A 14,719-nucleotide genomic window follows, 5' to 3' on the forward strand; every position below is an offset into this window, starting at 1 on the left:
TTAAAACAGGAGACAGTATACAAGCATGAGTTGTACACGGTCTCCTGTGTTTCTATCCGATAAAATCCGGATCATTATTTATTTTTTACGAGCCTGTACCATATATTCTTTGAAAGAGGCACGCAGGCTTCGCTCGATATTCGGAATAATATGTCCGTTTTCATTATTTTGCCATACCGCCTGCAGGAAGAATGAATTTCCGGTCAGGAAACGATTCCTTGTAAAGGCATCCGTCTGTTCCTGATCCTGAAAACGACATAATTCGATATCATCATGATATAGAATCTCGGCTGCGGTGTGGAACTGTCCGTCCGTACAGTACCATTTGTAGATACCGTGAAAAGTTGTACGGCAATACCATCCAAGGAAGGTAAAGCCTTTATAACGGAATGGATTCTTTGCCAGTTTTACAACTGCGTTGCCGTCATATTTCTCATTTGGACGAAATTCAATCGATTTTTCCCGGATTGATTTGTTCAATCCAAAAGTAAATAACCGACAGACAAGATTTTTATTCTTAGCAGAGGAAGCATAGATCAGGTTAAATGGTTCCTTCTTAAAATGCGTATCTGCCAGATTGTATTTCTTTTCAACAGAATGGATCGCATTCAGTATGAAATCACCGGAGGCTTTTCGTTTTTCCTCCAGAAGCTGACCAACTTTGCTATAATCGATCGGTTTTGCTGATTTTGTACTGTCATAGGTTTTTGTAAAACGGCGATCCTCTAAATCAAAGGTTTTTAAGATTGTATCAACCTTATCGCCATGTCTTGCACCAACATAAAACTGCTTTTCAAATAAGATCGAGAATGCACAGGCATGGAATGAATTTGTAAAGATGTATTCTGCCTGTTCTATATATCCAAGCCATTCATCCGGACCAACATTATAGATGACTTTGTAATCGCCTTCTTTTGGCAGATGGACATTGCTTTCATAGGAGGACAGAATGATAAGTTCCAGACCTTTTTCCTTTGCAAATGCCAGAGCCTTCTGGATGGAGTCGATCGCACGCTCCATTACAGCGTAGAGTAGGACATATTTGCGTTCCTGATTTCTGGGCGGGAGCGCAATATCGTGCCAGAATTTTTTATCCTTTAAGAATACAGGATCCAGTACAACCGGAACATCTTTCCCCGTCAGTTCATGAATGTGTTCGGCAAAGCTTGACTCTCTCGCAGCGATTGCCTCGAATGGCGTTGTATATTCGATAAATTCTTTTTCCTGTTCTTTTGTCCAGCCGTTAAAGACACCACGACTGACAGCATATCCGATCTTCGGAGCGTTTTTCATAGGCTCGGCAGCCAGAAAAAATCCACGGTCAAAGCCTTTATCCGGATTGTACTGCCAGATAACATCCGTAGCACAGATGTAGCAGTCAAAATCCAGTTTCTGATCATCCAGATCGTCATGGTGATAGGTTTCTTTGGTGCGGATATAATGAGCATTGATAAAGTTCTCAAATTTCTGATACCGCTTTGGCCATATCGTGTACAACTTGGCAAATTTATTGATCGTAAGTATTTTCAGGTTATGCTTATGTGTCCAGACCTTTTGTTCATCTTTTGTAAGGCCTTCCGGCATTATTTCTGTCAGAGCTTTGTTGTAGCCATGTTGCAGATAAAAATGCAGAGGATAGACCGGATCGTATTCTTTGTTATTGTAGATAGGCATATAGTCAATGACTGTACTTTCGATGCCATGATCTGATAAAAATTGCTGGAAAGCATATGTGTGTAAAGGACACGCAAAATTAAGTGCTTTCGTATGTGTATTTATTGAAATAATCCCTATCTTCAAAACGATAGTTCCTCCCTGAACTTTACATATAATTTATAAACCTTAACAGGCCACATATAGTTTTATTTTATCTTATAATTATATATAAATCAAGCGCAAAAGACAGAATCAGACATTTGTCGTGGAAAATCGATCAGTTAATTCCTTTCATTGTAAGCTGGATCCGTTTCTTGGCAAGATCCACGCTCATAACCTTAACCGTTACGATGTCACCGACGCTGACGACATCCAATGGATGCTTGATGAATTTATCGGACATCTGGGAGATATGCACCAGACCATCCTGATGAACACCGATATCGACAAATGCACCAAAATCGATTACGTTGCGGACGGTTCCCTTTAAGATCATGCCTTCCTTCAGATCCTTCATTTCAAGGATATCACCACGCAGGATCGGCTGTGGCATTTCGCTTCTAGGATCTCTGGCTGGTTTTTCCAGTTCTTTTACAAGGTCGGTGACGGTTACTGTTCCGACACCCAGTTCTTTTGCGAGTGCTTTGATATCACCGGCTGCTTTTGTAATGCCCTTTAACTGACCGGATGCAAGATCATCCATGGAATAACCGAGATGCTGGATCAGTGTTTCAGTAACCTCATAGCTTTCCGGGTGGACAGAGGTTGCGTCCAGTGGATTTGTACCACCAGTGATCCTCATAAATCCGGCACACTGTTCAAATGCTTTCGGGCCAAGTTTAGCAACCTTTAACAGTTCTTTTCTGTTCTTAAAACGTCCATTTGCTTCTCTGTATTCTACGATATTTTTTGCCAGGGTTTTGTTGATACCGGAAATATGTTCCATCAGAGGAGCGGAAGCGGTATTTAGATCGACACCGACCTGATTTACGGAATCTTCTACAACAGCGTCTAATGCTTCTGTCAGCTTCTTTTGATTCATATCGTGCTGATACTGACCGACACCGATCGCTTTTGGATCGATCTTGACCAGCTCAGCAAGCGGATCCTGAAGTCTTCTTGCGATTGAAGCAGCACTACGCTGGCCTACATCAAAGTTCGGGAATTCTTCTGTTGCAAGTTTACTTGCAGAGTAGACGGATGCGCCGGCTTCGTTTACGATCACATATTGAATCTTTGTATCCAGCTCATGGATAAGATCTGCAATGATCGCTTCGGATTCACGGGAAGCAGTACCGTTTCCAACTGAGATAAGGGAAATATGATATTTCTTGATCAGATCTTTTAAGATCTTCTTGGATTCTTCCACTTTGTTCTGAGGGGCAGTTGGGTAAATAACCTTAGTGGCGAGCACCTTTCCGGTTGCATCAACGACTGCCAGCTTACATCCGGTACGGAAAGCAGGATCCCAGCCGAGAACCACATGACCATTGATCGGTGGCTGCATTAAAAGCTGCTTTAAGTTGCTGCCAAATACCTTGATCGCACCATCTTCAGCAGCTTCTGTCAGACTGCTTCGAATATCGCGCTCAATAGAAGGTGCGATCAGACGTTCATAACTGTCAGTTATAGTGTTCCTTAAAATGTCATTTGTATTTGGATTGTCGCGTACGATCACCTGACGGATCAGATAACCGGTGATCTCATCAACTGGTGCTTCAATCTTAACAGAGAGAAATTTTTCCTTTTCTCCACGGTTGATCGCAAGTGTACGGTATCCGGTCATTTTGCGTACGGGTGTGCTGAAATCATAATACATTTCATATACGGATTCTGCTTCCGGATCCTTGGCAGTTGTCATTAAAATACCCTTGTCCATTGTAAGGCTTCGGATTTCTGTACGATATTTAGCGTTATCTGAAATAGATTCTGCAATAATGTCCATAGCTCCGGCGATGGCTTCTTCTGCAGAGTGGACTTCTTTCTCCTCGGATACATAAGCCAGTGCTTCCTCCGGAATCGGCTTATTTGTCATCTGAAGGGAGATGATGTTGGCAAGTCCGGTAAGACCTTTGCTCTGTGCGATTGTCGCACGCGTTTTTCTCTTTGGTTTATAAGGACGATACAGATCTTCCACTGCAACGAGTGTTTCAGCAGCCAGAATTGACTTCTTTAGTTCATCGGTCAGCATGCCCTGTTCTTCGATCGAAGCGATGACCTTTTCCTTCCGGTCTTCCAGTCCTCTGAGATAAGTGAGCCGTTCATCCAGAGTACGAAGCTGTTCATCGTTTAAAGAACCGGTAGCTTCCTTTCTGTATCTTGCAATAAAAGGGATCGTGCATCCCTCATCTATCAATTTAACGGCAGCAGCTACCTGCTCCTGCCGGCACATAAGTTCCTGACTGATTTTCAAAATAATATCCATAATCGTGAAACCTCTTTCTTAATTTGTATCATTCACCGTAACAGGCAATGCCATGTATATAATGTGTGTTCTGATGCGGATCTGGTGATACGAGAACAACCGAATATAGTGCAATGACATATATATTGTGCGTTCAAGTCCGCTTGTTGCAACCCGCACGGACAGGTTGGAACATTATATAGTTGAATATTACGGGAAAGCAGAATCTAGTATATGCGAAATTCCGGCAGGATTCAAGCTTGGAGACAGACAAATTATGGAAAAGTACAAGACAGAAAAACGAAGCAGATGAAAAAATGAAGTATCTATAAAATGACAGATTTGCTGGAAAGATATGGGCGGCTGTGTTATACTGAAATAGATACAAGGTGCGGGTGGACATGTCCGGTTATGTCATATTAAATACCAGTTAAGGTACAGAATGGAGCAGAACATGCAGGGTTTTACAAATACAGCAGACAGGAATGAAACAATTTCTTATATAGAAGAATGTGGCTGTCAGACAGAAGCAGCAGAAGCAGATTGCGTGAAGACTGCAATGGCATTTGCCAGGCAATGTCATCAGGGGCAGACACGTCTTGGAAGAGATGGCAAAGTGCCGTATTATGATGAACATATTCTTGGCGTTTACCATATATTAAAGGACGAATGCCATGTAGAGGATGAAACTGTACTTGTAGTTGCGTTATTGCATGATACGGTAGAAGATACGGACTGTACATTTGAAGATATTGAAAAGATCTTTGGTACGGATATCAGGGATCATGTATATTTATTAAGTAAACTTGAAGGAGAGACCTTCTCTGACTATTCAAAACGTCTATTTGACCACGCCCCGGCACAGGTGGTCATGATCAAACTTGCAGACAGACTGCATAATCTAAGAACTATCCTTTTTGTATCCAATCGCAAATGGATCCAGAGAAAAGTAAATCAGACTTATACCGATATCCTTGACCGGTTAGAACAGGTAAAAGACAATCTGGGAGAGAACTATGCTTCCGAGATATCTATGTTAAAAGATAAAATTATCGAACAACTTGCTGTTGTTCAGGCAGAACTGGACAAGAAGCGGGAGACAATTCAATAATACCGATTTCTCTGTCCGTCGGACTTTCGAAATCGTACAGCTATTCGCCCTTCTTGCGCATATCTGTTTATCTGCCAAATAAATAAGCAGCGTTGTCTTTATACAGACACGTTGCTTATTTGCTTGGCAGATTTATTGTCATATGTTTTCAATCTGCCAGTCGATCGGTTCAACACCGTGCTCGGTCAGGAAGTTGTTCGTTTTGCTGAAAGGCTTGCTTCCCCAGAAACCACGATAGACAGATAACGGACTTGGATGCGGAGCTTTTAAGATCAGATGATTCGGATTGTTTAACATCGAAGCTTTTTTTTGTGCATACGATCCCCATAAGATGAATACGATCGGACGATCCTGGCGGTTTAAGATCTCCATACAGGCGTCTGTAAATTGTTCCCAGCCATGTCCCTGATGGGAATTTGCCTGATGCGCCCGGACGGTCAGAACAGCATTTAACATCAGGACACCCTGCTCTGCCCATTTGACAAGATAACCATTATTGGGTATATAGCAGCCAAGGTCATCGTGAAGCTCCTGATAGATATTAGCAAGAGAAGGCGGGATGTCGACACCCGGCTTTACGCTGAAACTCAGACCATGCGCCTGCCCTACGTTGTGGTAAGGATCCTGACCGATGATAACACATTTGACCTTTGATAATGGTGTCAGATGGAACGCATTGAATATATCATCGGCAGGAGGAAAGATCTCTCTTGTGGCATATTCATGTCCGACAAAATTAAACAGTTCTTTATAATATTCTTTTTTATATTCGGGCTTCAGTTCCGGAGCCCAGTCATTTGAAATAGCTGGCATAATTCAGACTCCTTATCTATAGTGTATAGGATACGTTTTTCATTTCGAGACGACATTCTGCATTCTGAAAATAAAAAGAGTATCATATGTGTTCATTTTTAAAAATAGTGTAACATAAAGAATATTTAATGTAAATTTTAAGGTGTAATTTTACTCTGAAACATTGTCAGGTGAGAGACTTTGTGGTATCATCTTTTCAAATGAAATTTTTGCAGAAGGGGTGCTGAAAATGGAGAAAGCATATAAGACAATGAAAACTTCAGGCGCAATAAATATTGCATTAGGCGTAGTGGTTCTGGTGCTTGGACTTGCATCCGGTATATTGATGATCGCATCAGGCGGTTGTCTCTTGAAGAACAAACGTCATATTGTATGGTAGGAATGACAATCCTATGCACGCGGATACAGGAAGAACAGTTGCCGCGTGCATATTTTTTGCAGATCTTTTCATGACGGAGTTTTTCTGTAAAAATGGGGTTGACAGACAGCGAGACACTGTGTTAAAGTCGATACAGATAATACGATGAAGAGGAATAGTAGAATCTATGAAGCATTCAGAGAGTTGCCGGTTGGTGTGAGACAACAGTGGAACAGATTTGAACTCGCCTCAGAGTAGCCCGCTGAAAGGAAGTAGGATGGGATGGAACCTGACCATTATAGCAGGAGGATATAAGAGATTCTATCTGTATCTGTAACGAGAGCATACAACATGTATGAAATAGAGTGGTACCGCGTATAACTTACGTCTCTATAGGTGATGAGATGTAGGTTTTTTTATTGCCATATTTTATGTAATATATGAATCGGAGAACAAAAGCCGTTACAGGAGCTTATACAGAAAACAGAAACAGGAGGTTAAACATGAAGAATTTTGAGCATTACAAAAGAGGCTACTATATGCCGCCGGAAAAGTCTACAAAATGGGTAGAAAAGGAATACGTTGATAAGGCACCGATCTGGTGTAGTGTAGATTTAAGAGATGGAAATCAGGCACTGATCGTTCCGATGAATCTGGATGAGAAACTGGAGTTCTTCAAGGAACTTGTACGAATCGGTTTCAAAGAGATCGAGATCGGTTTCCCTGCAGCATCAGAAACAGAATATGAGTTCTGCCGTACCCTGATCGAGAAGGATATGATACCGGATGATGTAACCATTCAGGTACTGACACAGGCAAGACCACATATTATTAAGAAGACATTTGAAGCAATTGACGGCGCAAAGAATGCAATCGTTCACCTGTATAATTCAACATCTTATGCACAGAGAACACAGGTATTTAAGAAATCCCAAGAAGAGATTTTACAGCTTGCTGTCGATGGAGCAAAACTGTTGAATCAGATGGCAGAAGAACATGGAGTGAACTATCCATTTGAATATTCACCGGAGAGCTTTACCGGAACAGAGATCGATTATGCACTGGAAGTATGTAATGCAGTTATTAAAGAATGGAAGCCTACCCCGGATCGTAAGGTTATCATCAACCTTCCTGCAACCGTAGAGATGTCACTGCCACATGTATATGCAAGTCAGATCGAGTACATGAGCGAACATCTGATTGACAGAGAAAATGTTATCCTGTCCTTACATCCGCACAATGACCGTGGCTGTGGCGTAGCAGATGCGGAGCTTGGTATTCTTGCAGGTGCAGACAGAATCGAGGGAACTTTATTTGGAAATGGTGAAAGAACCGGTAATGTAGATATCATCACACTTGCGATGAACATGTTTACACATGGAGTAGATCCTGAACTGGATCTGTCCGACATTCCAAAGCTGACAGAATTATATGAGCGCGTGACAAATATGCATGTATACGAGCGTTCTCCATATACAGGTAAATTAGTCTTTGCAGCATTCTCAGGATCTCATCAGGATGCGATCGCAAAGGGTATGAAGTACAGAGAAGATCAGGGAGACGGCATGTGGACAGTACCATACCTGCCTCTGAATCCGGAAGACATCGGAAGAAAGTACGACGGAGATGTTATCCGTATCAACAGTCAGTCAGGAAAGGGTGGAATCGGTTATATTCTTCAGTCCAAGTATGGCTTTGATCTTCCGGCCAAATTCCGTGAAGACCTTGGATACACAGTTAAAGATGTATCCGATAAGGCACATAAAGAATTATCCGCTGCAGAAGTACTGGATATTTTCCAGCGTACATATGTCAATATCGAAGGTCCGGTTCAGATGTTAGAATGCCATTTTGTGCAGGGCGATGGAATCTCAACGGAGATCACGATCATGAAATATGGTGAGAAGAAAGTATATCATGGTAAAGGAAATGGACGTCTGGATGCTGTCAGCAATGCAATTAAAAAGCATTTTGACATTGACTTCAAGATCATCTGCTATGAGGAGCATGCATTACAGGTTGGCTCTAACTCACAGGCAGTCGCTTATGTAGGTCTGGAAGGAAAAGATGGAATAGTTACCTGGGGTGCAGGCATTAAGGATGATATTATTGATGCATCTGTATATGCCTTAATCTCAGCAATCAACAGAACAGGCGTGTTATAATAAATAAAAAGCCATTCAGCCGGTATAATAATAGTATCGGTTGGATGGCTTTTTAATTTTTTTGAAAAAAGACTATGAAGTCTGGCTCAGCTTTTTATAGCAGTAGCCGATAATATCTTTTCGGGTTACGATACCGATGAACTTGTTGTGGTCGTCGACTACCGGAACAAAGTTCTGTGCCATTGCACGGGCAATCAGATCTTCCATGTTTGAGTTGATTGATACGGAGGCATATTCGAATTTTTTCGGAATGTCGGACAGATGGATATCTTCAGATTCGGACAGATGGTTTAATCCGGCTTTCTTGCAGAACCAGAGAATATCACCCTCGGTGATTGTTCCGACATATTCGCCGTTACCCGACAGAATCGGGATTGCTGAATATCGATGGATCTCCATCTTTTCAAGAATCTGTCTTAAAGTAAATGTATTTTCTATAAATGCAACCTCGCTCTTGGGAGTCAGAAAAAATAAAATATTCATAGGTCAGGTTAAATCCTCCTTTATGTAAAATATATGCTGTTTAAAAGTCATATCTGCCGGTATTGTTTTTGTTGTACCGGTAGTTGTTTTTTCTATTATAGAAGAAGTGGACACGGTTTGCAATTTACATTCTCTTAATTTTGTTTGAAAAAAGTGTGACAGATTACAGAGAAACCAGAGAAAAAACTTCTGGTTGTTTAATAAGGGGTTATTTGTTAAAATAAATATAGTGCAGGCTTGTGCGTGTACATTTACAGACAGGAGGAAAACTATGGCTGCGGATAACGTATATGATGAAGATCAGGAATACCTGATTGAAGCACGTGATACAATCTCCGAATTAGAAGATTTAAAAGATAAGCTGGAGGAGATCAAACTGCTCCAGAAGAAGAATAAACGGGCAATCGTCCGGGAAGAACGGGCGACCGGCGATGAGATCAGTGCCACGTTAAAGAAAAGAAAAGAACAGATCGCTGCAAGCTATGACAGACAGATCGATGTAAATAATTCCAAGATCCGTCAAGTGCAGACGAAGAAGGATAAAAAGAAAAGCCAGAGAATGGAAGATAGGATCAATAAGGAGACGGCAGATATCCGGGAGGAGAATCGTCAGCTGAATGCGACTATCAAGACCTTATTCAAAAAGAACCATGTTCCGCCGTTTTGTAATACGAAGATGTATTATTGTCTGTTTTCCCCAAAAGGCATGAGCGAATTTCTGGAGCTGTTTGTAATTCTTTTGGTTGCATGTGGAGGAATTCCTGCAGCAGTGATAGCGGTTTTGATGAATACAAAGTTTAAGACAGGAAGTCATACTGCAATGTGCGTGTTGATTGCAGCATTGATCATAATTGCTGAGTTTATTATTTATTTTATTGTATTTAACCTGACAAAGGTGAAACATAGGGATTTGATCCGGGAGGGAAGAAGAACCCGCGATAAGATCATAGCCAATGAGAAGGCTGTAAAAGCAATCAAGAATTCAATTGCAAAGGATAAGGATGAGAGTATTTACAGATTGGGTAAATATGATAAAAAGATTCAGGAATTAGAGGATGCAGGTGGAGTGATCAGTGATGAAAAACTGGATGCGCTTCGTACATTCGAGAAAGAAACCAAGCAGTTGATTACGGATGAGATTACCGGACGCAGAAAAGAGAAACTGGACCGGTTGAAATCCGAACGTGATACACTGGAAAATGATTTCGGTGATACGCAGAAGAAGATATCTGAATACGAGCTTATGATCACGAACAAATATGAAACATATCTCGGAAAGGATTTTTGTACAGAAGAGAAATTATCTGATCTGATCTCAATTATGGAAGAAGGATCAGCAAGTACAGTATCTGAGGCTATCAAAGTTTATAAGGGAGATGACAGATGATGATCGGCATAGATCAAAGCCTTTCCGATGTATTCTGCCATTTGTTTAACTGTATATAATCTGGTATTCTGGAGAAGATTTGCTCCGGTATGACCAGACAGATTCACAATTCCGGTAATGGACATATCGCCTATTGCCGGAAGTTTTTTATTTACGCCTTTTCCGGGAAAAAGGTGGGAGTTGGTGAGCGTGACCAGTCCCATGTCCTTTGACATGCCAAGAGAGGCATCGACAGCAATCACAAAAGGATTGTCAAAGTCCGCATAAATGTGTTCGATGGTATCCTTGATATTTAAAGCATGGACAGGGTATTGCAGCGTGCCTGCAACCTGATAGGTTGTGTTGTGAGCCAGGATATAATCACCGACCAGAGGACCAAGGGCATCTCCGGTTGCGCGGTCTGTGCCGATGCAGATAACGATGATATCCTTGGAAGCACCATCCATTTCATATATCATTTCTATGATCTTATCCCCAAGTGCTTTACAGGTATGGCTACGGCTGGGATCAAAATATTCAGTTTTTCGTTTCGTTTGTTTTTTGCTGATATTCATAAACACCTTCCAGAAAATGTATCTTACTATAAAGTATTACCAGGATTGATAAAGTTTACACAAAGCTGAAAAATAAAATGTCGAAATAATAAAAAAGAAAAAATATGGATTGCAGGATCTGTTGACAAAATTTGATAAGTACAGGCTATCTGGAATGCTATTATCAGAATTAATCTCAAAATAGAGAACTTTCGATAGAACGAAAGTAAATAAAAGAATGGGGAGTGTTATCATGATAGAGATTGTATATGACAAGGCGACAGCAGAAAAAAATGCAAAAAATGATGGTCACTACAGAATGCCAAAGAATATCAGACAGATAGGAAATGCCCCGGATAAAAAGAAGATATACATAGAAGATTATGTAATGACATTTCTTCGCAAGATTGCAGAGCCGGGAAATACAACCTCCCGCGGTGCGATCCTGCTTGGAGAATATTTTAAAGACGGGGATACAGAGACCTTGTTCATCAGTGGAGCGGTAGAAGCACAGAATCTGGAGTTTGATGTAGAACAGATTAAATTTGATGATCATATCTGGAGCAAGCTCTATGCGGATATCAATAAATATTTTGAAAATCTGTCAGTTGTGGGATGGTTTTTATCCAGGATGGGATTTTCAACAGAAATCAATGACAAGATTACCAGACTTCATCTGGAAAATTTTCGGGGAAGAGATAAGGTACTGTTTGTTATGGATTCTCTGGAATGTGATGATGCCTTTTATGTATGTGAGAAGAACCGGCTGATGCGGCAACGTGGATACTATATTTATTATGTCAGAAATGAAGCAATGCAGAGCTACATTATCAGCCGTAAGAATATGTCCTGTGAGGACAAGCAGAACGCAGCAGTACGGAAGGATGCGGAGCTTGTAAAGAATTTCCGCGCCATGCGCGGTGACACACCTGAAAAACCAAAGAAGAACCGCACCTATGTCCGGTATGCAGTAGCCTCTTTTGCAGCTTTATTTGTACTATCCATGGGAGTTGTTGTATCCGGAAACTATGATAAAATGAAGAACATCGAATCTACGATCCGAAAAATGGAACTGGAAAATGGAGATTCCGGGGTACAGGTATTTTCAAACAGCAATACAGAACAGACAATATATACAAAAGATATAGACAGTACGACTGCCGGAACATCGGCTGTTACGGAAACGCAGACAGAGTCTGTCGGCACAGATAAGGCAGGAGTAACAGGATCAAATGGGGCACAGAACAAAACGCAGGTAGATCAACCGGATACAGAGAGTCTGATAACAACGGAACAGACAACTTCACAGGACAATACTCAGGAAAATACCCAGGAGACAATGGCAGAGGGAATTCTGCAGTATTATACGATTAAAGAAGGAGATACATTGATGAGTATTTCGGTCAAGATGTACAAGTCTCCGGAATATGTGGATGCCCTGATGAATGCAAATGGAATTAAAGAAGGAGATACAATCTATCCGGGGGAAAAAATAGCTATTCCATCTGTAAACTAAAAATGATATACTGTCCACATGTGAAAAGAAAAACTCTTATTTAAAATTGCAGATAATATAGAGGTATAGTATGACAAAAGAAACAACTGAAGAACTGAATAAAAAAAGAAAACCTGCTTTTGGGAAACGTCGTTTTGAAAAACAGGACAGGACACAGGATACAGACAGCAACATAATAGAAGTAACACCAGGAATGTCAGGAAGATTAAAGCTGCTGATCCTTTTACTTGTGATATTAATTGCAGCGGTAACGATCGTATCCGTGCGCAGATACATCAGCACAAGAGAATATAGAGCATATGACGTGGTGACATCTACCGAGACATCCGGAGATAATATAGCCAATTATGTATTGTTCAGTGATAATGTCCTGAAGGTAACAAAAGATGGAGTATCCTATATTGATCAGAGTGGTAATACTGTCTGGGACTGCAGCTATTCCATGAAGATGCCGCAGGTAGTTGTAAATGGAGACTATGCTGCAGTTGCAGATCTGAATGGCAGAGATGTGTATGTATTTAATAAATCCGGTAAGGTCAGTAACCAGACACTGAACTATGATATTACCAATATCGACGTGGCAGCACAGGGCGTTTATGTAGTGATCCTGTCGGGAGAAAAAGAAAATTATATCAATGCTTACGATAAAGACAGCAAGAGTATATATGAGATGAAGACATCGATCGAGAACAGTGGGTATCCGCTGGATATTGCAATATCAGATGACGGAGCCAAGTTATTTACCAGTTATGTGAAGGTAGACGGGACTTCTGTGCCGGATTATCTTGCAGCCTATAATTTCGGATCTGTGGGACAGAATGAGAATGCGGATCGTCTGATGGGTGGCTTTACCTTTGATGACACCATATTTCCATACATAGATTTTGTAGACAATGACACAGTTGTCTGTTTTGGTGATAATAAGATCGTTGTATACGCCATGTCTGAAAAACCAAGTGAAAAAGCGGAGATCAATCTGGAGAACCGTGAGATGCTTGGTGTATTTGCAAATACAAAATATCTGGGTTATATCACGGCAGATAACGAAGATAGTGACAACAGATACCATATCTATATCTATGATATGAGTGGTAAGCTGACAGCAGAAACGGATTATAACAATTCATTTTCCAATATATATGCAACAGATGATGAACTTATCATTTCGGGGGAATTCGACTGCAGTATTTATTATCTGAATGGAGCAAGAAAGTTTGCAACGACCTTTAATAAGAATCTGATCAATATTGTGCCATCCAAAAATAAGCTGGAGTATATTGCGATATTTGAAAATGAAACCCAGGTGATCAAATTAAAGTTAAAGAACGAAAAGGAGAAAAAATGAATCTGTTAGTTCTCGGAATTCTGGCATTTATTTTGCTACTGGTATTTCGTGGATATAGAAAAGGCTTTTTTAAAAGTGCTGCCAGCGCGATAGGAATTGTGCTGGCAGTTCTTCTTACTGCTATATTATATCCTGGCGTGAATAAACTGTTGTGTCAGTATACCGTTCTGGATGATGTCATAGAACAGAAAATCATAGAAAAATTTGAACTGCCGGAAGAAACAAAGACGGCAACAAGAAATGAAGAGATTGATACGATAGAAAATCTGGACCTTCCGGATAATGTGAAAGGCTGGCTGATTGCAAACTGCAACGGAGAAACGTTCCTGGAGAGTGGGGTGGATAATGTATGCAGTTATATTGCAAAGTCTTTAACAGCGATGGTAATGCGGGGAATTTCCTATGTGCTTACACTCCTGGTGCTGTTGCTTCTTCTTCATATATTGATTATGGTGCTTGATGTTGCAAACTATATACCAATCGTAAAAAGCATTAACAAAGCCGGAGGTGCAATATTTGGTGCCGGACAGGGAATCCTGATTGTCTGGATCTTTATGGGGATTGTGACGCTGTTGTCAACATTTAGCTGGGCATATCAGGTCATACAGATGATCGATGAAAGTCCGCTTTTGGCATGGCTTTACAAAAAAGACATTTTTTTGAAAATAATAGTTGACATCTTGGAAAAGATTTAGTATAGTATCACTTGCTGGTCGCGAGAACAGCTTGAGCAACAAAAAAAGATTGAAAATAATTGAAAAAGTTGTTGACAAACATTAACGATATGTGTTAATATATCGGAGTTGCTGTTCGAGACAGCAACAAACAACGACAAATAATTTCATGATGATTCTCATCTGGAAAGCATGCAGAACATCAAAAAAGAAATTAAAAAAGTTGTTGACAAAGAACACTGAATGTGATAACATATAGAAGTTGTCGCTGATG

At 40.7% G+C, this 14,719-nt stretch carries 12 protein-coding genes and 1 other annotated feature; of the genes, 7 read left to right on the forward strand and 5 right to left on the reverse strand.

All coding sequences use genetic code 11. The features are described from left to right. Window positions 1-78: 78 nt before the first annotated feature. Window positions 79-1,800, reverse strand: coding sequence for a polysaccharide pyruvyl transferase family protein (locus tag DXB77_RS07245; protein WP_021943373.1), 1,722 nt, complete (start codon window positions 1,798-1,800; stop codon window positions 79-81). Window positions 1,801-1,933: 133 nt separating this feature from the next. Continuing rightward, complete coding sequence (locus tag DXB77_RS07250) at window positions 1,934-4,081, reverse strand: Tex family protein (RefSeq protein ID WP_118662905.1); 2,148 nt, start codon at window positions 4,079-4,081, stop codon at window positions 1,934-1,936. A gap of 433 nt (window positions 4,082-4,514) precedes the next feature. On the opposite strand from DXB77_RS07250, the gene DXB77_RS07255 reads away from it, so the two are divergent. Further along, window positions 4,515-5,171 carry an HD domain-containing protein gene (locus tag DXB77_RS07255; protein WP_021943375.1) on the forward strand — a complete coding sequence of 219 codons (657 nt, stop codon included), beginning with the start codon at window positions 4,515-4,517 and terminating at the stop codon, window positions 5,169-5,171. 138 nt (window positions 5,172-5,309) lie between these two features. On the opposite strand, the gene DXB77_RS07260 is transcribed toward DXB77_RS07255, so the two are convergent. Further along, a complete protein-coding gene (locus DXB77_RS07260) occupies window positions 5,310-5,984 on the reverse strand; it encodes a uracil-DNA glycosylase (RefSeq protein ID WP_117808668.1) in 675 nt (224 codons plus the stop codon). A gap of 229 nt (window positions 5,985-6,213) precedes the next feature. Here DXB77_RS07260 and DXB77_RS13010 point away from each other — a divergent pair, with 229 nt between their 5' ends. Together DXB77_RS13010 and DXB77_RS07265 are read left to right on the forward strand one after the other, a co-directional pair. Next, the gene (locus tag DXB77_RS13010; RefSeq protein WP_021943377.1) at window positions 6,214-6,363 is read left to right on the forward strand and encodes a hypothetical protein; all 150 of its coding nucleotides are present in this window, start codon (window positions 6,214-6,216) and stop codon (window positions 6,361-6,363) included. A 135-nt stretch (window positions 6,364-6,498) separates the two neighbouring features. Next, window positions 6,499-6,737 (forward strand) — a binding site (T-box leader). 108 nt (window positions 6,738-6,845) lie between these two features. Further along, entirely contained in the window at window positions 6,846-8,507 is a 1,662-nt protein-coding gene (locus tag DXB77_RS07265; protein WP_117808667.1) for a 2-isopropylmalate synthase, read from the forward strand. A gap of 72 nt (window positions 8,508-8,579) precedes the next feature. Here DXB77_RS07265 and DXB77_RS07270 read toward each other — a convergent pair whose 3' ends face one another. Then, entirely contained in the window at window positions 8,580-8,990 is a 411-nt protein-coding gene (locus DXB77_RS07270; RefSeq protein ID WP_117808666.1) for a CBS domain-containing protein, read from the reverse strand. A gap of 271 nt (window positions 8,991-9,261) precedes the next feature. Here DXB77_RS07270 and DXB77_RS07275 point away from each other — a divergent pair, with 271 nt between their 5' ends. Then, window positions 9,262-10,377, forward strand: coding sequence for a hypothetical protein (locus tag DXB77_RS07275; protein ID WP_117822879.1), 1,116 nt, complete (start codon window positions 9,262-9,264; stop codon window positions 10,375-10,377). Here DXB77_RS07275 and yyaC read toward each other — a convergent pair. Continuing rightward, entirely contained in the window at window positions 10,356-10,931 is a 576-nt protein-coding gene (yyaC, locus tag DXB77_RS07280; protein ID WP_021943380.1) for a spore protease YyaC, read from the reverse strand. The genes DXB77_RS07275 and yyaC overlap by 22 nt on opposite strands. A 232-nt stretch (window positions 10,932-11,163) precedes the next feature. Between yyaC and DXB77_RS07285 the strand changes: the two genes are divergently transcribed. From DXB77_RS07285 to DXB77_RS07295, 3 genes are all read left to right on the forward strand, one after another. After that, window positions 11,164-12,426 carry a LysM peptidoglycan-binding domain-containing protein gene (locus DXB77_RS07285; RefSeq protein WP_182439444.1) on the forward strand — a complete coding sequence of 421 codons (1,263 nt, stop codon included), beginning with the start codon at window positions 11,164-11,166 and terminating at the stop codon, window positions 12,424-12,426. A gap of 70 nt (window positions 12,427-12,496) precedes the next feature. Beyond that, window positions 12,497-13,771, forward strand: a complete 1,275-nt coding sequence (locus DXB77_RS07290) for a DUF5711 family protein (protein ID WP_117785366.1) — start codon at window positions 12,497-12,499, stop codon at window positions 13,769-13,771. Next, window positions 13,768-14,466, forward strand: a complete 699-nt coding sequence (locus tag DXB77_RS07295) for a CvpA family protein (RefSeq protein ID WP_117808663.1) — start codon at window positions 13,768-13,770, stop codon at window positions 14,464-14,466. The genes DXB77_RS07290 and DXB77_RS07295 overlap by 4 nt, the downstream gene beginning before the upstream one ends. Window positions 14,467-14,719: the final 253 nt, after the last annotated feature.

Origin of the sequence: Clostridium sp. OM05-9, from assembly GCF_003481465.1 — a bacterium.
Taxonomy (GTDB): Bacteria; Bacillota; Clostridia; order Lachnospirales; family Lachnospiraceae; genus Coprococcus; species Coprococcus ammoniilyticus.

Excerpts from the sequence above, each read along its gene's own strand:
- DXB77_RS07250 (WP_118662905.1), bottom strand. The coding sequence starts at position 4,081 with ATGGATATTATTTTGAAAATCAGTCAGGAACTTATGTGCCGGCAGGAG.
- DXB77_RS07255 (WP_021943375.1), top strand. The coding sequence starts at position 4,515 with ATGCAGGGTTTTACAAATACAGCAGACAGGAATGAAACAATTTCTTAT.
- DXB77_RS07260 (WP_117808668.1), bottom strand. The coding sequence starts at position 5,984 with ATGCCAGCTATTTCAAATGACTGGGCTCCGGAACTGAAGCCCGAATAT.
- DXB77_RS13010 (WP_021943377.1), top strand. The coding sequence starts at position 6,214 with ATGGAGAAAGCATATAAGACAATGAAAACTTCAGGCGCAATAAATATT.
- DXB77_RS07265 (WP_117808667.1), top strand. The coding sequence starts at position 6,846 with ATGAAGAATTTTGAGCATTACAAAAGAGGCTACTATATGCCGCCGGAA.
- DXB77_RS07270 (WP_117808666.1), bottom strand. The coding sequence starts at position 8,990 with ATGAATATTTTATTTTTTCTGACTCCCAAGAGCGAGGTTGCATTTATA.
- DXB77_RS07275 (WP_117822879.1), top strand. The coding sequence starts at position 9,262 with ATGGCTGCGGATAACGTATATGATGAAGATCAGGAATACCTGATTGAA.
- yyaC (WP_021943380.1), bottom strand. The coding sequence starts at position 10,931 with ATGAATATCAGCAAAAAACAAACGAAACGAAAAACTGAATATTTTGAT.
- DXB77_RS07285 (WP_182439444.1), top strand. The coding sequence starts at position 11,164 with ATGATAGAGATTGTATATGACAAGGCGACAGCAGAAAAAAATGCAAAA.
- DXB77_RS07290 (WP_117785366.1), top strand. The coding sequence starts at position 12,497 with ATGACAAAAGAAACAACTGAAGAACTGAATAAAAAAAGAAAACCTGCT.
- DXB77_RS07295 (WP_117808663.1), top strand. The coding sequence starts at position 13,768 with ATGAATCTGTTAGTTCTCGGAATTCTGGCATTTATTTTGCTACTGGTA.